Annotated in this window: 16 protein-coding genes and 5 tRNA genes; 14 read left to right on the top strand and 7 right to left on the bottom strand. The window is 46.0% G+C overall.

The genetic code is table 11. The annotated features are described in order from the left end of the window. Positions 1 to 61 precede the first annotated feature (61 nt). From AZ66_RS02460 to AZ66_RS33250, 8 genes are all read left to right on the top strand, one after another. Positions 62 to 877: a uroporphyrinogen-III synthase gene (locus AZ66_RS02460; protein WP_044353446.1), complete on the top strand. Its 816-nt coding sequence runs from the start codon at positions 62 to 64 to the stop codon at positions 875 to 877. Positions 878 to 970: 93 nt separating this feature from the next. After that, positions 971 to 1,046, top strand: a tRNA-Asn gene (locus AZ66_RS02455). 4 nt (positions 1,047 to 1,050) lie between these two features. After that, a tRNA-Ser gene (locus tag AZ66_RS02450) sits at positions 1,051 to 1,139 on the top strand. Positions 1,140 to 1,426: 287 nt separating this feature from the next. Beyond that, positions 1,427 to 2,860 carry a magnesium transporter gene (mgtE, locus tag AZ66_RS02440; protein WP_044353444.1) on the top strand — a complete coding sequence of 478 codons (1,434 nt, stop codon included), beginning with the start codon at positions 1,427 to 1,429 and terminating at the stop codon, positions 2,858 to 2,860. 196 nt (positions 2,861 to 3,056) lie between these two features. Continuing rightward, positions 3,057 to 3,131, top strand: a tRNA-Glu gene (locus AZ66_RS02435). Positions 3,132 to 3,182: 51 nt separating this feature from the next. After that, positions 3,183 to 3,258 (top strand) — tRNA-Lys (locus AZ66_RS02430). 49 nt (positions 3,259 to 3,307) lie between these two features. Beyond that, a tRNA-Leu gene (locus AZ66_RS02425) sits at positions 3,308 to 3,393 on the top strand. Positions 3,394 to 4,001: 608 nt separating this feature from the next. Further along, positions 4,002 to 4,694 carry a BclA C-terminal domain-containing protein gene (locus AZ66_RS33250; RefSeq protein ID WP_331436878.1) on the top strand — a complete coding sequence of 231 codons (693 nt, stop codon included), beginning with the start codon at positions 4,002 to 4,004 and terminating at the stop codon, positions 4,692 to 4,694. Between the two features lie 153 nt (positions 4,695 to 4,847). Here the strand turns inward: AZ66_RS33250 and AZ66_RS32335 are convergent, their stop codons facing one another. Beyond that, positions 4,848 to 4,967: a hypothetical protein gene (locus AZ66_RS32335; RefSeq protein ID WP_231586705.1), complete on the bottom strand. Its 120-nt coding sequence runs from the start codon at positions 4,965 to 4,967 to the stop codon at positions 4,848 to 4,850. A gap of 434 nt (positions 4,968 to 5,401) precedes the next feature. Here AZ66_RS32335 and AZ66_RS02410 point away from each other — a divergent pair, with 434 nt between their 5' ends. After that, the gene (locus AZ66_RS02410; RefSeq protein WP_044353441.1) at positions 5,402 to 6,127 is read left to right on the top strand and encodes a hypothetical protein; all 726 of its coding nucleotides are present in this window, start codon (positions 5,402 to 5,404) and stop codon (positions 6,125 to 6,127) included. 471 nt (positions 6,128 to 6,598) lie between these two features. Here AZ66_RS02410 and AZ66_RS02405 read toward each other — a convergent pair whose 3' ends face one another. The 6 genes from AZ66_RS02405 to AZ66_RS02380 form a co-directional block, all read right to left on the bottom strand. Continuing rightward, entirely contained in the window at positions 6,599 to 7,468 is an 870-nt protein-coding gene (locus tag AZ66_RS02405) for a polysaccharide deacetylase family protein (RefSeq protein ID WP_044353440.1), read from the bottom strand. 88 nt (positions 7,469 to 7,556) lie between these two features. After that, entirely contained in the window at positions 7,557 to 7,775 is a 219-nt protein-coding gene (locus AZ66_RS02400) for a hypothetical protein (RefSeq protein ID WP_138187730.1), read from the bottom strand. Positions 7,776 to 7,869: 94 nt separating this feature from the next. Beyond that, positions 7,870 to 9,048, bottom strand: a complete 1,179-nt coding sequence (locus tag AZ66_RS02395; protein WP_044353438.1) for a hypothetical protein — start codon at positions 9,046 to 9,048, stop codon at positions 7,870 to 7,872. Positions 9,049 to 9,113: 65 nt separating this feature from the next. After that, a complete protein-coding gene (locus AZ66_RS02390; protein ID WP_044353437.1) occupies positions 9,114 to 9,944 on the bottom strand; it encodes a carbohydrate ABC transporter permease in 831 nt (276 codons plus the stop codon). A 9-nt stretch (positions 9,945 to 9,953) separates the two neighbouring features. After that, positions 9,954 to 10,901 (bottom strand): carbohydrate ABC transporter permease, encoded by a 948-nt coding sequence (locus AZ66_RS02385; protein WP_021256400.1) that lies wholly within the window; start codon positions 10,899 to 10,901, stop codon positions 9,954 to 9,956. Between the two features lie 137 nt (positions 10,902 to 11,038). Then, positions 11,039 to 12,373, bottom strand: a complete 1,335-nt coding sequence (locus tag AZ66_RS02380) for an ABC transporter substrate-binding protein (protein WP_044353436.1) — start codon at positions 12,371 to 12,373, stop codon at positions 11,039 to 11,041. Between the two features lie 387 nt (positions 12,374 to 12,760). Here AZ66_RS02380 and AZ66_RS02375 point away from each other — a divergent pair, with 387 nt between their 5' ends. The 5 genes from AZ66_RS02375 to AZ66_RS02355 all read left to right on the top strand — a co-directional run bounded on the left by AZ66_RS02375 (position 12,761) and on the right by AZ66_RS02355 (position 18,560). After that, positions 12,761 to 13,081, top strand: a complete 321-nt coding sequence (locus AZ66_RS02375; protein ID WP_021256398.1) for a PadR family transcriptional regulator — start codon at positions 12,761 to 12,763, stop codon at positions 13,079 to 13,081. Beyond that, the gene (locus AZ66_RS02370) at positions 13,078 to 14,436 is read left to right on the top strand and encodes a DUF4097 family beta strand repeat-containing protein (protein WP_044353435.1); all 1,359 of its coding nucleotides are present in this window, start codon (positions 13,078 to 13,080) and stop codon (positions 14,434 to 14,436) included. Before AZ66_RS02375 ends, AZ66_RS02370 begins: the two co-directional genes overlap by 4 nt. A gap of 235 nt (positions 14,437 to 14,671) precedes the next feature. Beyond that, positions 14,672 to 16,588: a heavy metal translocating P-type ATPase gene (locus tag AZ66_RS02365; RefSeq protein ID WP_044353434.1), complete on the top strand. Its 1,917-nt coding sequence runs from the start codon at positions 14,672 to 14,674 to the stop codon at positions 16,586 to 16,588. 132 nt (positions 16,589 to 16,720) lie between these two features. Continuing rightward, positions 16,721 to 17,365 carry an SGNH/GDSL hydrolase family protein gene (locus tag AZ66_RS02360; RefSeq protein ID WP_036618993.1) on the top strand — a complete coding sequence of 215 codons (645 nt, stop codon included), beginning with the start codon at positions 16,721 to 16,723 and terminating at the stop codon, positions 17,363 to 17,365. Between the two features lie 217 nt (positions 17,366 to 17,582). Continuing rightward, complete coding sequence (locus AZ66_RS02355) at positions 17,583 to 18,560, top strand: AraC family transcriptional regulator (protein ID WP_082061413.1); 978 nt, start codon at positions 17,583 to 17,585, stop codon at positions 18,558 to 18,560. Positions 18,561 to 18,589 lie beyond the last annotated feature (29 nt).

Raw genomic sequence — 18,589 nt, 5'->3', positions numbered from 1 at the left:
CATATAGCATTACTCGTACTGGTAGGGAACTAATTAAACAATAGCTGAGGGAGGTCTTGTCATGCCAAAATGCGAGGGAAAGGTTATTGCAATTACAGGTCCACGCAAAGCAGAGGAGATGTCATTGCTTGTTGCGAAGCAGGGAGGATTGCCGCTAGTAAGGCCAACTCAAGGGACGATGTTCGAGCATTTTGACCATCTGGCTGCCGAAGTGGACAAGCTAATAGACAAGCCTGTGCAGTGGGCTGTCTGGACGACAGGAATAGGGCTTGAGAAGCTGTTGGAGGCAGCGCGTGAAGCGGGAAGAGAAGAGGTATTGCTAGTGAAGCTGAAGCAGATACGGCATGCAGCACGAGGCTACAAAACCGTTAATGCATTGAAGCGGCTTGGCATCGTCCCGGATATTCGAGATGATGACGGCTCGACGGTTGGTCTGGTAAGGGCTATGGCGTCTTATAATGCTGAACAATGGCGCGGCTCATTAGTTGCGCTGCAATTGCATGGAGATCCAGCCCCAACCCTGAACGCATTTCTCGCTGATGCAGGTGCGCAATCTATAGAGCTGATGCCCTACCGGCATACCCCGCCCGATGAGGCCGTACTGGAGCAGTTCACTTCAGAGCTGTTGTCGGGACAGATAGATGCAGTTGCCGTAACGGCTGCTCCACAACTTCGATTCCTATTTGCTTATGCGAAGGAAAGAGGAATGGCAGATAAGCTGGTCCAGATCTTCCAAGAGCGAACACTGCTTGCGGCGGTGGGCAAAGTTACAGCTGCAGCGGCGATAGATGAAGGGATAAAGCGGATGTTAGTTCCAGATGAGGAGCGAATGGGGGCGTTAATCGTTGCCTTGTCTCGCTGGTTTGAAGCGAACTGATTGACTGATTGACTGCTTGTCTGCTATTGTTGCATTTATTTTTTGAAAAGTGTTGACACTCTATCGGATTCATGATAAATTAGTACTTGTCATTCCCTGATAGCTCAGTTGGTAGAGCACTCGACTGTTAATCGAGTTGTCACAGGTTCGAGTCCTGTTCGGGGAGCCATTATGGAGAGGTACCCAAGAGGCCGAAGGGGGCGCTTTGCTAAAGCGTTAGGGTGTAACAGCCGCGAGGGTTCGAATCCCTCTCTCTCCGCCACAATGGTACAGACAAGATCCCGCAAGGGATTTTTTTGTTGTTCTATACATATTACATATTGCATCATCGCCGAAATGGATAAAGCAAGGGTAACTGTGAGGGATCGCGGTTATTCCTTGCTTTTTTTCATACACTATGAAGGTATTCAGTGTGAACAGATGATGGTCATTCTGTTTCGCCAATTGTTCAGTGCGTTTAATGAATGTAATGGTGGGTTTCATAATATCGGCTTGAAGTAGCAGCGGAGTACACCATATACGGATTGTTATCCGTGGGGGGTGAGCGTAATGGGAAGTAAACGTGATAAACAGAAGCAAGCATGGAACGAGAAAAAGACAACGAAAGCAGACTCGAACAAGGATAAGGACACGGTATCGTACGATACTGATGAGATCATAGATGAAGCAGAACGCATTTTGCAGGGTTCTGTTGATGAAGTGAAGTATGCGCTCCGCTATTGGCATCCTTATGATTTAGCGGTCGTATATCGTCATGTAAATTTGTCGCAGCGCTCTCGGTTGCTTGAGGTGCTGGAAGTAGGTCAGCTAACGGAGATGATCCGTGAGTTGAATCCGGATCTTCAACTGGAGTCGTTCCAGATGCTTGGCCGCAATCGTGCGGCAGAAGTTTTGAACCGGATGGACAATGATGACTTGGCTGATATGATGGCAGCGGTTAGCGTGGAAGAGAAGGAGTTCTTGCTTTCGCTCATGGAGCGGGAGGAGAGCGACACAGTACGCCGCCTGATGACTTATGAACCGGAGACCGCGGGCGGATTGATGACGAACCGCTATGTCTGGTTCTATGAGCGTTATACAGTGCGGGAAGCGGTTGAGAAAGTGAAGGCGTTCGCTGAAATGACGAAGAACGTCCACTATCTGTATGTAGTCAATGAACAGAAGCGGCTGGTCGGTACGTTGACTTACCGTGAATTGGTGCTGGCTCCGGAGACAGATACCATCCAATCGCTTATGAATGAGAAGGTCATTTCCGTTACCGTCGATACGGATCAAGAGGAAGTGGCCCGACTGTTTGAACAATACGATTTCTTGTCCATGCCTGTTGTTGATCCAGATGACAAGCTTCTAGGGATCGTAACCGTTGATGATGTCATTGACGTCTTGCGGGAAGAAGCGCATGAGGACATTAATAAGTTGTCGGCAACGGATAAGACGATTGACTTTCGAACGAACCCTTTCACAGCAGCCCGCAGACGTTTGCCATGGTTGATTATGCTTCTATTCCTTGGGCTTGTGTCGGGAAGCATTATTAGTTGGTTTGAGGGGACGCTGCAGCAGGTTGTTGCGCTGACCTTCTTCATGCCGATGATTGCAGGGATGACAGGAAACACAGGCACGCAGTCGCTTGCTGTGGTAATACGAGGACTAGCGTCAGAGCATTTAGACAAGGGAACAGTCACGAGGCTCCTGTGGCGAGAATTGTTCGTAGGTCTGATCATCGGTACGGTGTGCGGTACCGCAGTTGCCCTTGTAGCGGGGATATGGCAGGGAAGCTTAGCGCTGGGGCTGGTAGTGGGCTGCTCTCTCTTCCTGACGGTTATCATCGGTACAATGGCAGGTACAGTGATTCCTATTTTGCTGTATAGGCTTAACGCCGATCCAGCAGTAGCATCTGGGCCGCTCATTACAACATTGAATGATATCTTTTCACTGACGGTTTATTTCGGTACAGCCACCTTGTTCTTGTCGTATTTAATTTGAGGAGACGGGCATATTATAAGAGCAATAATTCGTACCGAATAGGTTGTAGAGAATAGCTGTCGGACAAGGCAAAAACGATTCATAAATATGGTAAAAAAGTTTTTTGAAAAAAGGCTTGTCAACGGTCGTATCGTTTGATATACTCTTAATTGTCGCCGAGAGGTGATGAGAAAAAAGTAAGAAACGACAACGATATGGCCCGTTGGTCAAGGGGTTAAGACACCTCCCTTTCACGGAGGTAACAGGGGTTCGAATCCCCTACGGGTCACCACTTCAATCCTTTGTTGGAGTGACATGGCGAACAGCAATGTTCTTGCACCATGAGCCATTAGCTCAGTTGGTAGAGCACCTGACTTTTAATCAGGGTGTCGAAGGTTCGAGTCCTTCATGGCTCACCAGTTTTATTCCTCGGTTGAGATGTCAATAGACATCCTTCCCAAAATACGTGCGGTAGTGGTGGAATGGCAGACACGCTATCTTGAGGGGGTAGTGGGCGTACGCCCGTGGAGGTTCGAGTCCTCTCTACCGCACCAAATTAACTAATGACAACTCCTTGCGCAGCAAGGAGTTTTTTAGTGTTTTCAATCATGTTCGGCTGACATCGCATCACTTGCGATTATATTTTTGTGAGGACGTCTTGGGGACAATAAATTGTATGAAGATTTCAATGAAGAGTGGTTGTTTAAATTGCAAGGCATAGATGATCGGGAATACGAAAAGAAGTATTTATATTTGAATCTACCATGATAGATGTTTAAAACTACTGTATGCATTCAGAAGTGAATAAAACTGTTTAGTACAAGAGTCGTTGGGAGTTTAAAATCTCACGACTCTTATTTATATTATGGCGAAAGCTGGACGATCAGATCATTTAAATGCATAGTAAGCTTACAGGTTGTGATGGGGAAGAGCATAATATAGTAATGAGAGTGTAAATCTATTTGTTTTGGATATAAGCCAAGTCATATTGAGAAAGACTTCAATACTATGGAATATGTAAGAACTAATAGAGTAAATCTCTTGAGAGATGGTGAGCTGACGGCGTTCGAAAAGGAGTATGTTTATGGACAATCATTATCGTTTTTAAAACGGTTATCCATTTTCATCATGGCTTGCAAAAGCATCTGGAATCATTGTGCCCGTGTTGCCTAAAGGGGAAACAGGAGCAACTGGAGCGACTGGCTCAACAGGTCAGGTCGGAGCCACAGGAAGTACAGGCCCTACTGGATGGAGTCACACAGGGGAAACGGGAACTACAGGGGCAACGGGAGTGACTGGAGCTACAGGGACCTCAGGTATAACTGGCTCGACTGGAATAGGAGCGACAGGGGTAACTAGCGTAACGGGGACAACAGGTGATACGGGCTCTACGGGGGCAACGGGTATTACCGGAGCCACAGGGGCTACTGGAGCAACGGGGACGAGCACTACCGCGGCATCCTCGTATGCTGCCAATACAACCGGAGCATCCATCGCGGTCGTCTTGCTAGGTACGCTCGTTCCACTCCCAAGCGCCCAGAACATTGGACCTGGAATAAGCGTGAATGGCTCGAACGATACCTTTACTGTATCTACGGCGGGAAGATATTACATCTCGTATCAGCTCAACTTAACCGGGGGCTTGTTGTTGGGATCTAGACTGCTTATCAACGGAGTAGCAAATGTAGCCTCTACGATAACACCTGTTCTTACGGTATCCACCTTTAACAATGACGTCATTCTAACATTGGCTGCGAATACAACAATATCGCTCCAATTGTTCGGACTTCTAGGAACAGCTACGCTTATTAACAATGCTGCTGGTGCGGCTCTAACCATCATTCACTTAGGCTAGAAATGTAACTAGAGATGGAGCGGTAATCGGTATGAAATCTGACTACAAAAAGAGCTGTTGAGGACTGGATCTCACAGCTCTTTTTGCGTTATTCCTGTGATAAGTAAATGCACCACTGAAATCTATTCTTATCCTCATCCGTAATAGGGCGCATCACGTTACGCGACAGGGATTTCTGTAAGCGAGCACACCAGATGGGAAATCCTTCGTCACATCACTCCAAGCACCAATAATACAATTATCACCGATAGATACTCCGGGAAGAATGGACACAGTGGCACATCGCCATACATTATTGCCGATGGTAACCGGGTATGCATGCTCCGCCCCTTCATTGCGAAGCTCTGGATGGAATGCATGTTATTCACTACTTTCTCTTCAACTGGATTGTACATGTTGATTCTAATGAAAAAGGCCTTCCTTAGCACGAAAAACATATCTATCATTCCATTGAGGAGATCGAATGGAGCTCAACTTTTAACAATAACGAACGATTACAAGCAAAACGAAACGGCCTCAGTCTGATGGAATTCAGAGCTAAGGCCACAATTATTGAAGCGATTATTGGCAAATACAGTTATTATTTGAAACAACACAAATTAACATTAAATGTGAAATTTAATAATAAAATAAATATATTGCAAGTTTTTGATAATTGTAATAAAGTATATTCGCAGGAAAAAATAGTTAAATAGGAGGGATTTAAAATGAAAGGTGTAATCAAGTTAATAAGCACTTTAACAACGTCTTTGTTGCTTTTTGTTACATTATGGTCAGTTCCAGCATCCGCGGATGGGACGGGTCCAATCATTGGTCCGACAGATCAACCAGTTGCATATTTGTGTGAAGATGCAGACTATCAAGGTTTTTGCTTGGGTCTAATCCCGGGCCAGCATATTTATAGACTTGATGAAATTGGGGGTTTCCCACCCATCATTAACTTCAATGACAAGGCTTCCTCAATCAAGATTGTAGATATTCGATACAGTGTAACTGTTTACGAACACTTAGCTTATAATGGACGTAGCACTACTTATTCGGCGTTCAGTGATCGTGACATGGATGACGATGATATTGGGAACGATGAAGCTTCTTCTTTGATAGTTTCTGGAAAAGTTTATGAACCTTATCCGGAACCTCCTTATGGAGTTTATTTGTACGATAACTACGGAATGAGTGGCGACCAGATCAAGTTAAACTCAAGTGCGAACACGATCCCTCTTAATGACGTTATTTCATCCATTCGTATCTTCGGCCCCTACGATATAACGATATTCGAACATGCAGACTTTACTGGAAGAAGTTTGAGTTTTAGTGGTAAATCTTCTGATTATGGTGGTAGTTATGATCGACAGGGCACCACGATTCCCGATTTGGTTCCCTACGGATTTAACGATATTACATCAAGCATATTAATCACAAAGCGCAACTAAATTCAAGTTCTTCATGTCCTCTCAATGATTATCAAATTGCAATTCATTTACTCTTCTCCCAAATCTCCTTAGTCACAACATTATGTAGAATACAGTCATCTTTTTGCTCGTTCTGTAGCACTTTCTAACCGAATAAAGTCCAAGCAGTCTAAAGCTCAAGGGATTGGATTCTATTCCCAATTAATTCAACTTGCTTGTGAAATGATGAAGCAAACACCTACATCTTCTAAACGGACATCCTTTTTTTATGGCTCACAAAGATATCTGGAATCATTATACCTGAGTTGCCTAAAATAGATCGGTATGTGATTGGACTACAAAAAGAGCCGTTAAGGATGGGATCCCACGGCTCTTTTTGCGTTATTCCTGTGATAAGTCTTTGTACCACTGGAATCTATTTTTGACCTCATCCGTAATAGGACGAATTACGCGACAGGGATTTCTGTAATGGCTGCTAGACGTCTTTACGGGCTATTTTCGATATGCCGGCTTGCTCAGCAGCTTGTCGAGCGTTACCATCTCAATGCTTTGGCGATTCAGCTCTTCAATGATGCGAGGAAGCGCCTTGATGGTACCGTTTAAGTCATGATTTTTGCCGCCGGCAGCATGCTGGAGCACGATAGCGCCAGGAGTCAGATGGGACATAATGTTAGCTTCGATTTGCTCTGCGGTGAGCCCTTTCCAATCTAGAGAATCAACATTCCAGTTCACGATCAGCATGTGTTGTGAGGCAAGCCATTTAATTTGCTCTTCACTTATATTGCCATATGGCGGTCGAATAAAGTTGATTGTACGTCCCGTAGCAGCCTGGAGAATATTCTGTGTGCGAAGAATCTCATTATGGAAGGCCTCATTAGAGAGCTTCGGCAGATTCGCATGATCATAGGAATGATTGCCGACGATATGGCCTTCCTCTAGTATGCGTTTCATGATCTCTGGATATTTCTCCGCTCGATTGCCGACAACGAAGAATGTTGCCTTTACCCCATAGTTACGCAGCACATCAAGAACCTGCGGGGTAAAATGATTGTCGGGGCCATCATCGAATGTCAGGGCAACCCTCCGTTGGTCAGACGGGCCCTGCATGATGAAATGGGAGCGGTACTTCCTGCGCAGTTCGGATAAGGTGAGCGGCTTAGGGCTCCGGACATCGCTCTCATTGCCGCCGACGAAGGAAGGAGCTTCCTTCGTTGCGACACGCGCTTGCCGTTGTTGAATCGAATATCCTTCATGCGATTTTTGGGTGGAAGGGGGCTGAGGGGACGGGCTTGTCGTGCTGCAACCCGATGCATATATGCTTAGCATGATACATAATCCGAGCAGAACTAGACGTGTAATCATTGCGGAACCTCCTGAACCGATGCTCATCAAATCAAGTATGTACATAGGGTTCGAAGGAAGGTCGTAAATTATCCATCCGACACGGATTTTATTCGTATAGCGCATCCTTTAATTTGGTAGACATATGGTTATGACCACCATTTTGTTTCCTTGCGGAACTCAGTGCTTTGCGCAGGCGATCATTCTCTGCTTGAAGTTCCTTAATTTCTTCAACCATCTCTTTGATCAAAGGGGAGCAGTCCTTGTTATGGGCTTCAATAAGTGCTGCAGCTCTATGCTGCAAATCCTGCCATTGTTGTTCATTCATCATCATAAGACTCCTATTCCATAGCGTACATTTTCTATCTATTTATTATAAGGCAAAAAGAAAGAGCCGTCACATGACGGCTCTGCGAGATGATTTATTTATGTTTCCACATTTGCTCGACTTGCTTCATATCCAGGATGTGCATACGATCCATTGCATAGCTTCCTGTCATTGCAATCCCTTCAGAGGCAGACTCATAATTGATATATAAGGAGTCATTTACAACGGCTACTTCTTCAGCCATCGGTGGCCCATCAATCTTTTGCTTGAGCTCAGCTTTATCCAAGAACCATAGCGGAACTTCTTTGTTGCTGATCGTTACCTTCTGGTGAGGCGCTTGCCCACGAGGATCGGTGAAGAACAGCATCGTGCTATTGCTGTTGCGACCATAGGAATCACTCAATACCCAGTGGCCATTCCAGAACGATACGCCTTGAATTCGATTCGGAATCGAGAGGAACTGCTCAGGTACTAGCTTATCGCCGGAATTTTTCAATTGTACAGGTAATCCGGTATTCGGATCTACCGAGAACCCCTCAATCCAAGCACGATATTGGTCGCCATCACGGTTGGTCATATGATGGGAGGTATCTGTTGGATAGCTTGTGCCATGTGCAAATTCGCCAACCCATAGTTTGCCGTTCTCGAAGGCAATGAAGGATGCGTTCGTATTGACCTTGAATTGTCCGTCGAAAATAAGCTGACCGCCATCTTCCGTCTGCTTCATCTTATCGATGGATACATATCTGGCCTTGCTGCCGGAAGCAACGAACACATAACCATTCGTGATGGCAACACCGCCGGCGTGACCCGTATATGGATCTCCTACAGCATCATACAGCTCTAAGGACTTCAGCAGCTGACCTGTTTTGGCATCCATAATGGCAATAACGCTAACACCGGCGTCGCGATAGCCTGACATGACAAGCCATCCCTGTTCCGCAGAGTAGGCAAGGCCCTGCGGGATAACAAGCTCGTGCAGACCAGGAATAATAGGTCCATCCTGTGCAATGCTGAGCAGCGGCTTGAACTCGTTCTTGTCAATGCGAAGCTTCGGATTCACCTCTTGTTGCGTCAGTTTGCCAGCAGCCACTGCCGCAGCCGCACTTGGAGTTGTGTTGGATACTTGTGTGACTGGTGCAGCAGCTTGATTCGATCCTGCCGGCTCTTCTTCACCATTGGCACAGGCAACGGCAGATGACAAGAGAATAGAGGAGAGCAGCAGTGCTTGCACATTTTTTCGGCAACGTGAAGAAGTAGACTGAGAATTCATTACATAGCCTCCTTAAGATAGATGAGGTGGTGCATATATAAGAGAAGTCTCATGCAGTTTTCTTATTATTTAAAAGTTGAATTCGCGAGTGCTGAGACGATATGCTTCTGTGCAAAAGCAAACACAATGACGATCGGCAGAATAACCATCACACTTGCAGCGCTAAGCATATGGAACGTAAGTGCTTCGTCGCCTGCTACTGCATCGCGCATCATCGCAACTGCAACCGTCAATACACGCATGCTGTCCGAATTCGTCATAATGAGCGGCCAGAAGTACGAGTTCCAGCTGCCGATAAAGGTGAGCACGATCAGTGTCGCAATCGTCGGCATCGCCATCGGAACGAGAATGCGATACAGCTGATGGAACCGGCCAGCACCGTCGACTCGAGCAGCCTCCAGCACATCATTGTTAAGCGACTTGAAAGCTTGACGAAGCAGGAAGATGCCGTAAGCAGACGCACCATGCGGAACGATCAACGCCAAGAAAGTGTTGAGCCAGCCAATCTTGGACATCATCACATATACAGGAACGAAGGTTACTTGTTCCGGAACGATCAACGCAGCAAGCACGAGAACGAACCATTTATCGCGTCCCCAGAAATTTCCCTTCGCGAAGGCGAAGGCAGCCCAGATGGCAACATTAATCTGCAGAACCATAATCCCCAGCGTCTGCACGGCGGTATTGAAGAAATAACGGCCGAACGGTGAAGCCTGGAATGCATCAATATAGTTCTGGAAGCGGAACGATTCTGGCCAGAAGGATGGAATCGCGAGCCGCAGCTCGAACGGTGTTTTTAAAGAAGTGACAACGAGCCAATAGGTTGGAAAGAACATCACTAATGTAATGAGGATGGCTACTGCCAACCGGATGGATGAAAATAAGGATTTTGACATCCGCTAAGCCTACCCTTCGTAATGAACTCTTTTTTTCGAAATCCACAACTGGATTACGGTTAAGGCGATAATAATGATGAAGAAAATAACGACCAGTGCGGATGCGCGGCCTGTCCGGAATTCGGAGAAGGCCATCTGATAGATCCAGAACACCATCGCCTTCGTTGCATTCAGCGGTCCGCCGTTCGTCATAATATTGATCGACTGGAATACTTGCATCGATCCGATGAAGTTCGTGATGACAAGGAACAATGTCATTGGAGACAACAATGGGATCGTAATATTGCAGAATTGATTCCAACGAGAAGCACCATCGATGCTAGAAGCCTCATAGTATTCAACTGGGATGCTGCGCAAGCCGGCAATGAACAGCAGCATTGCGAAGCCGACGCCTTTCCATAGGGATACTGTAATAAGAGCGCCGAGCGCCGTGTTCGGATTCGTCATCCAGTTGATCTTATCGAATCCTGCCAAGTCCAATAGGTAGTTGGCAAGGCCGTATTCACCGTTAAATATCCACAAGAAGATCATGGCTGCGACGACCATAGAGATGTAGTATGGCATGAAGATGATCGAACGCAAGAAATTATAAAACTTGGATTTAGAGTTGAACAAAAGTGCGAGTAGAAGCCCGATAACAATCGTAAAGAACACGTCGAAAATCGTGTATTTGAACGTAATCGTAAGTACCTTCCAGAAGTCTTCACTGGATAACAGCTTCGTATAGTTATCCGCCCCGATAAATTTCATCACTGGCCGCGACATATTCCAGTTCGTTGTACTAATGAAGATCGAGAATACCAGTGGAACATACGTAAAAATAAGCAGGAACAACAGTGCCGGCAGCGCGAAGCTGAAATCCTTCAACTTCTCGGAGAAGCGGTACCATGACCAAGGCCGCTTGTACTTCACAGCTTCTGCCGGCGTATCATTCGAAATTCCGGAATTACCATTCATCTGTTTAATCGCCCTCTCCTTTAGAACAATGATAAAGAAAGGTCAAGCCAAAGCCGCATGCCCTGTTCCCGTGTGGTTCTAGGGGAGACGACCTTGCTTGACCACAGATGTACAACGCGCAATACGTTAGTTGCTATCTAGTTGCTATCTTCGAGTACTTTGTTAATTTCCACAGCTGCTTCTGTCATCAATTTCACTGGGTCGCCTTTTTCCAGAACCATCTTGCCCATTGCTTCGATGTAGTGGTTGCTGAACTCAGGGTACAACGGATGCTGCATGCGTGCTTGCACTTGGTCGAAGTTGTCAAGCACGGCTTTGTATTGTGGCCAACGCTGCATGTATGCTTTACCTTCTTCTGTATCAATAGCCGACTTGTGAGTAGGGAGGTAGCCTACTTTTTCTGCCCACTTCAAGTTGTTTTCTTTGCCTGTCATAAATTGAATGAACTTCCAAGCTGCCTCTTTTTGATTGTCCTTAGCGCCTTTCATCATGACGATGCCAGCGCCGCCGATGTTGGAGATGCGTGTTTTGTCACCCGGCAAGAAGGAAACGCCAACTTCGAACTTCGCATTTTCCACGTATGTTTTGATCATTGCGGAAGTGTGCTCGACCATACCAATTTTTCCCTCAAGGAACATTTGACGCATTGTACCGGAAGCGCCTTTGCCATAACCGATGTGCATGCTGCCTTCATCAACCCAACGCTTGAAGTTCTCGATGTAGCGCAAGCTTTCAGGTGTATCGATTGCTGCTTTTGTCATGTCTTCGTTCAGAACAGAACCGCCGCCGTTAATCATCCAAGGATCGTAGTACCAGTTATCCCAGCCTGGGACGGAAAATGCATAGCGAACTGTTTTTCCGTCTTTCTTCTCAGTAACTTTTTTATTGTAGTCTTCGATTTCTGCCCAAGTTTGCGGAGGCTGAACGCCGAGCTTATCAAGCAATGTTTTGTTGTAGACCATAACACTCGTACTTACGATTAGCGGGAATCCGAATTGACGGCCTTCATACGCATATGCTTTCAGCATGCCTTCCGAGAAGTCGGAAGTATCAACCTTGTCGCGCTCTACATAAGGTGTTAAATCTTCGAAAATACCATCACGAGAGAAGATAGGCAAGGAAGATACTTCAACGTTCGTTACCGCTGGAACATCGCCGGCAGCTACAGCCGCAAGCAGCTTCTTATGTAGGTCTTCATATCCGCCCTGGTATACAGGCTCAACAGTAATGTAAGGATATTTCTTCTGGAATTCCCCGATCATATAGTTCAAGCCCTCAGTCTGAGCTTCTGCATGGGAGTGCCAATATTGAATTTTAACAGGTGTCTTATCTTCCTCCTTCACAGCAGGCGCGCTTGCACCCGATTCACTGCTTTGGCCTTCTCCAGAAGATGAACCGCTCGAACAACCAATAACGGATATAAATAGTAGAGAGATGACAGTAAGCAGGGTAAACCAACGTTTTGCTTTCATAATTACACTCCTTAGTAGAATTAAAATAACAACTTCCCGTAGTGATACATCTTGTTAGCTAACTAATCAATCTTTAGCGAAATTCGTCGAATCTGTGCACATGCCTCATTGTAAATGCCAATATTAAACATAGCGTTAAGCAGAAGATAAGGAATTGTAAATAAATTTATTGTTTGTTTATGGGAACCTTGTGGAAAAAGCTTATCTCATCTTATGTGAATACGTTTTCAATCATTACTATAGAAAGTCATGATTCGTAAATTTCTATTAAAGCTAAATCGCTTTAATTATTAATAGATTGTGTATAAAAAGGTATCTTGCAATACACAGTAGTGGGTGATACAATGTAGGAAATTACCAATGACAAGGGAAGGTGGTGGAGATGTCGTGAATGTTCAATTTAAAAAGGGAGTTCTGGAGCTGTGTGTACTTGTACTTACCTATGAACAAGATCGATACGGGTATGAGCTTGTTCATCGCATCTCAGAGAAGTTCCAGGTCGCAGAGGGAACGATGTATCCACTGCTTCGCAGATTGACACAGGAAGGGTACTTTTCAACTTATTTGAAGGAGTCTCCGGAGGGGCCTCCGCGCAAGTATTACAAGCTGACAGATACGGGCAAGACCTACATGCATGAAATGCTGAAGGAATGGAGTCTATTCTCCAAAGGTGTAGATGAGATGATTAAGGAGGTAATGTCAAAATGAGCATGCAGAAGTTAGAATTTCTCGTAAAATTAGAACGGGAGCTGGGGGAGATTCCTTCGGCTGAGCGTGCGGAGATCATGTCGGACTTTGAGGCTCACTTCCAAGATGCGATGCAGACTGGCAAGACCGAAGAGGATATTCTGAATGCACTGGGCAGTGTACAGACCATTGCGAGCGAAATTCTTGAACAGCATCGTCAGCAAGCTTCACTTGAAGGACAGACTGGCGAGGATACACGCACTAATGGTGAGGGAGAACGCAGTGATGGATATTCGGTAAGTGAAAAAACGCATGCTGAGGAATCATCTCACCAATTCTCTGCTTCTTCATGTAGTCAAGAAGATCGCAGTCAATCGAATTTATATATTCACACACTCCGCATACATACTAGTGAGGTGGATGTCGCCATTGAGTCGTATGAAGGAGACCGTATCGGCTATCGCATCGAATCGGATGAGCCAGAGAAGTTCGATATTCGTGATTATATAGACGGAGATACTTACACAATATCGGCTCGAATGAGATACAATGCGAAGCGCTTTTTCTCCTTTATCAATTTACGGTATGGCGACCATAAGTTGTATATCCGTGTGCCTAGCAGCTACCAGGGAGATATTCAAGTGGCATCTGAATCAGGAGATATTGACATGCAGCATGTTCGTGCAGACCAATTACAAATGGAATTGTCATCAGGAGATGGAGTGATTCGGCAAGGGGCATTTCAGGATGTACGAATAACAAGCAAATCCGGAGATATCCGTATGGAATACAGCTCGGCCGAACGAATAAGTATGGAGGCATCTTCAGGTGACGTGGACATCAGCCGCATTAACACGCACACAATGGCGGTTAGGACATCATCCGGAGATGTAGATATTGAGCAGCTTCATGCTGAAGAGCTGCGTGCAGAAGTCACGTCAGGTGATCTTAGTCTCAGCGACGGTGTCGGACTTAATTGGTACTTGTCCTCTTCTTCAGGAGATATTGAAGCAGAGCGAATTCGGGCTAATATGGATATCGTTAGCCACTCTGGAGAAGTTGAAATCGACGAATTGAACGGAGCACTCCTGTTGAAGTCGAGTAGCGGGGACGTGGAGTGCACATTTGGTCGTGATATTGGCCCTTCGGTGATTGAAAGTAAATCCGGGGATATCGACGTTCGAATCTCATCGTGGGCGGCGAATGTTCAGATTGAGGCGATGGCAGATCACGGAGACTTGTCCGTGAAGCTTCCGCAAGTACGGACAGAGACGGAACGTCGGGATTACTATCGCGGAAGTATTGGAGTGGATGGACCTGTAGTTCGGATTGCATCTGTAAGTGGCGATATCGAGCTTCGGGAGACAAGAGCCTGACGGATATAGGTGCGCCTCATTTCAACGTTTATTTTTCTGCTTGCAGATATTCACATTTCTTGAACTGTTGATTATAATAAATACAGTAATGTTGCCTCAATTCAAAAAAAATGACCATAGTGAAAATTAATCTCATTCTCAATACACATGCTGCTTCCAACACGGAAGCAGCATGATGCATTTTTAGGGGATTAACAACGATAGTCATTTTCATTTGAAGAGAGGATGAAGTGAAATGAACAATACCATTTCGATGACAACATCATGGAAGCAATGGCTTGGCGAACATAAAGAATCTTGCGCAGCAGCTGGAAGCCTGCTGTTTCTGCTGCTAGCCATGTTCAGCAATCAGCTTGCTGAACAATGGGCACTAGCGTGCTATGTACTGTCTTACGTGTGTGGAGGATGGCTTAAGTTGAAGGAAGGCCTTGTTACGCTGCTTCGCGACAGGGATTTGGATGTTAACCTGCTCATGATTGCTGCCGCACTTGGTGCTGCTTCGATCGGATACTGGTCAGAAGGTGCAGTGCTCATTTTCATTTTTGCATTGAGTGGCGCACTTGAAACGTTTACGATGAACCGCAGCTCGCGAGATATCTCTGCGCTGATGGATTTGAAGCCGGAGCAAGCGCTCGTTATTCGAAATGGGATTGAAATGTTACTGCCTGTAGAGCAGTTGATAATAGGGGATCTTGTGCTTGTAAAGCCAGGTGAGCGTATACCAGCAGATGGAACGGTTCAGGATGGCCAATCCTCTGTCAATCAATCCTCGATCACAGGAGAGAGCATTCCTGTAGATAAGGTCATGGGAGATGACGTATACGCTGGAACGGTGAATGGGCAAGGAGCTTTGTATATTACTGTATCGAGATCAAGTGACTCGTCTCTCTTTGCGAAGATCATTCGCCTCGTTCAAGAAGCTCAGAGTGAGATGCCCAAGTCGCAGCGGATGATAGAGAAATTTGAACATATATACGCAAGGCTAATTATTGCTGCAACCTTGGCGCTTGCAGTTCTTCCACCACTGCTGCTTCAAGAAGCATGGTCGGATGCCTTTTATCGGGCAATGGTATTTCTCGTTGTGGCCTCACCATGCGCATTGGTTGCCTCTATCATGCCAGCAACGCTGTCTGCTATCTCGAACAGCGCACGAAAAGGCGTTTTGTTCAAGGGAGGCGCATATTTGGATCTTATCTCGCACGTAAAGGCAATTGCCTTTGACAAGACTGGAACGCTCACCTCCGGCAAGCTGGAGGTTACGGACGTCATTCCGTATGAATCAATGGATAAACGGGAGCTTCTATCTGCTGCCGGAGCGTTGGAGAAGCTGTCCACACATCCGATCGCTAAGGCAATTGTTGCTGAAGCGGAGCGTAACCAAGAACATACAGAAGCCACTGAGAGTTTGCTGCGCCCTACTCAATTCCAAGCACATGCCGGGCAAGGTATTGAAGCTGAATGGGAAGGGAAGCAATGGAGAATCGGCAAGCCGTCATATATTTGTTCTGAGCAAGGGATGGATGAGATGATTCGCGATCAGATCGAATCATTGCAATGCAAAGGCAAGACGGTGATTGTGGTGGAGAGATCCAAGCGTGTTGTCGGTGTGATCGCGCTGCAGGATCGCATTCGCCCAGAGGCGATTGAAATGGTGAAGCAACTGAAGCGGCAGGGCATAGAGGTGGCGATGTTGACAGGCGATCAGAAGCAGACGGCAAGTTCTATTGCTTCCCAAGCAGGAATTGACTTGGTGTTCTCCGAACTGCTGCCGGAAGATAAGCTCAACATTATTAAGAAGCTTAAGGAGCAATATGGTCAGGTGGCGATGGTAGGCGATGGCGTCAATGATGCGCCTGCACTAGCCAGTGCAACTGTCGGGATTGCTATGGGGGCGGCAGGCAGTGACGCAGCTTTGGAGACCGCCGACGTTGTCTTGATGAACGATGATCTGGCCAACATCGGGCATGCGATCGTGCTGGGGAGAAGAACACGGTCGATTGTAAAGCAGAACATCATATTCGCTGTAGCGGTCATTACGGGGTTAATTGCAACTAACTTCATACTCGGGATTCCTCTCCCGCTTGGAGTCGTCGGACACGAGGGGAGTACGATTCTTGTCATCCTGAATGGGCTTCGACTACTGCGATCCTAACATAAAATTTGAATGTTTGCCCATGTGGGCAGGAATTGATGATCTCCCTATTGAATTAGGTATGTGGAAAAAAACTCCTAAGAAAGGTTATGTTTTGGATGTTATTTCCATAATGTGTAGGGAGGTCATTGTATTATGCTGCAGCATGGGGATAAGATCGTTATCATTGGAGATTCCATAACGGATTGTGAGCGGGCTAGACCGTATGGAGAAGGATTATTCGGAGCCAATGGCAAAGGATACGTATCCATGTTCGATGCACTAGTTCAGACGGAGCGTCCTGAGATGGGAATTCGCATCGTGAATATGGGCATTAGTGGGAATACAGTGGTTGATTTAGAGCGTAGATGGGAGACAGATGTCGAACAATTGGAGCCGGACGGACTTGTTATTTGTATTGGAATTAATGATGTCTGGCGTCAATACGATATGCCCTTCGTGTCGGAGCAGCATGTAGGTTCGGATCAATATTATGACACCTTGAATCGTCTCGTTGAACGATCTAAGCCGAATGTACGCTGGATTGCGTTAATGACACCTTATTATATTGAGCCGAACCAAGAAGATGCGATGCGCCGAACGATGAATGAATACGGTCGAATTGTTAAGGAGATCGCGAATGAGCATGGTACATTATTTGTAGATACACAGCAGGTCATGGATAAGCTGCTGGAGCATTTCTATCCGGCTACACTGGCATGGGATCGCGTTCATCCGAGCACGGTTGGACATATGGCTCTAGCCAAAGCTCTGTATCAGGCATGTTTTTCGGAGTAATCCTCATGGCGACAGGAAGCGTACATGATTCTCCAGGTAAGGTCATCGGGTCTTCCTGTCGTATTTTCCTTCATAGACAATCTGCATATAAACTTCCACATCGTGAATTGACATCGTTATCCATGCATGCTGAAAAGAGGGTAAACCACCAATGATGCAAACGCTTACATTAAGTGCTTTCCAAATTCGGTATTTCTAGCGAATAGGAGGGGAATTGATGTCTGTAATAGGTAGTCAGCCCGCAATGAAGAACATGTGGATTGGCAGAAACATTGAGGAATTCTCATCGAAGGGTGTCGTATTTTTCCACTCGAAGTATGAATTTCCAGAGGATCTCCCTTGCAAATTGTATCGGATCGACCAGACACACGGCAATTTGCATGAGCATACTCATGATTACTTTCAAATTTGGTATGTCGTGAAGGGAGGATTCATGCATTCTTATTTCGGGAGACGTCACAAAATGCTCGCGGGAAGTGTATGCATCGTGCCTCCGTTCGCGGTACACGGTGTGGAATGGATTGCAGGACGACAGACGGAAGTCATTGGCTGCGAGTTTTTACCGAATTATATCAATGAGCGCTTTACCCAGCCTGTGCTCCAGAGTAACTTCATGGATTATCAGTACTTGCATCCTGTGTTAAGTGAAGGGGGAAGGAAGCCAACGGTAATGTCCCTCTCGGGTGAAGAAGAACGGCATGTGCGGACGATTCTGGAGGAGATGCAGAGGGAATTCCGGATGAAGACACCACATTACGGACTTGTTTTAAAAGCGAATTTACTGAAGCTCCTTGTTCTGCTAAGCCGGGGAAGTGAAGATCATGACACGAGAACAGTCGTGCAGGTAAAGAAGGAGGGAGATCGTATAAATAAGCACCGAGAGGCTGTTCAAGTCTCTCTTGATTATGTGCATAAGCATTTTCATGAGGATATTCGTCTGGAGCAAATTTGCCGGCTTGCATCACTATCCAAGACCTATTTCTGTGATGTATTTAAATCCTATACAGGCAAGTCATTTAATGAATATTTGAATGATTTCCGCATGCGTCAGGCAAGTGAGATGCTGCTGACAAGAGATACTACAGTAGCAGAGGTATGTCGGGCAGTCGGATTTCGGGACTTAACGCATTTTTCAAGGATGTTCAAACGGTGGACAGGAATCCCTCCTTCTCATTATCGCAAGAAGAGCCGCTAAATATAACGAATACTTATGATTCATATACA

It is taken from the genome of Paenibacillus sp. E194 (assembly GCF_000935845.1).
In the GTDB taxonomy this organism is placed as follows: Bacteria; Bacillota; Bacilli; order Paenibacillales; family Paenibacillaceae; genus Paenibacillus_B; species Paenibacillus_B alvei_B.
This window is presented reverse-complemented; position numbering and strand designations above follow the sequence as displayed.

Bases quoted from the DNA above. Each gene is read 5' to 3' on its own strand.
- AZ66_RS02370 (WP_044353435.1), top strand. From the start codon at position 13,078: ATGAGCATGCAGAAGTTAGAATTTCTCGTAAAATTAGAACGGGAGCTG.
- AZ66_RS02460 (WP_044353446.1), top strand. From the start codon at position 62: ATGCCAAAATGCGAGGGAAAGGTTATTGCAATTACAGGTCCACGCAAA.
- AZ66_RS02400 (WP_138187730.1), bottom strand. From the start codon at position 7,775: ATGAATGAACAACAATGGCAGGATTTGCAGCATAGAGCTGCAGCACTT.
- AZ66_RS02385 (WP_021256400.1), bottom strand. From the start codon at position 10,901: ATGAATGGTAATTCCGGAATTTCGAATGATACGCCGGCAGAAGCTGTG.
- AZ66_RS02395 (WP_044353438.1), bottom strand. From the start codon at position 9,048: ATGAATTCTCAGTCTACTTCTTCACGTTGCCGAAAAAATGTGCAAGCA.
- AZ66_RS02355 (WP_082061413.1), top strand. From the start codon at position 17,583: ATGTCTGTAATAGGTAGTCAGCCCGCAATGAAGAACATGTGGATTGGC.
- AZ66_RS02365 (WP_044353434.1), top strand. From the start codon at position 14,672: ATGAACAATACCATTTCGATGACAACATCATGGAAGCAATGGCTTGGC.
- AZ66_RS02410 (WP_044353441.1), top strand. From the start codon at position 5,402: ATGAAAGGTGTAATCAAGTTAATAAGCACTTTAACAACGTCTTTGTTG.
- AZ66_RS02390 (WP_044353437.1), bottom strand. From the start codon at position 9,944: ATGTCAAAATCCTTATTTTCATCCATCCGGTTGGCAGTAGCCATCCTC.
- mgtE (WP_044353444.1), top strand. From the start codon at position 1,427: ATGGGAAGTAAACGTGATAAACAGAAGCAAGCATGGAACGAGAAAAAG.
- AZ66_RS02380 (WP_044353436.1), bottom strand. From the start codon at position 12,373: ATGAAAGCAAAACGTTGGTTTACCCTGCTTACTGTCATCTCTCTACTA.
- AZ66_RS02405 (WP_044353440.1), bottom strand. From the start codon at position 7,468: ATGATTACACGTCTAGTTCTGCTCGGATTATGTATCATGCTAAGCATA.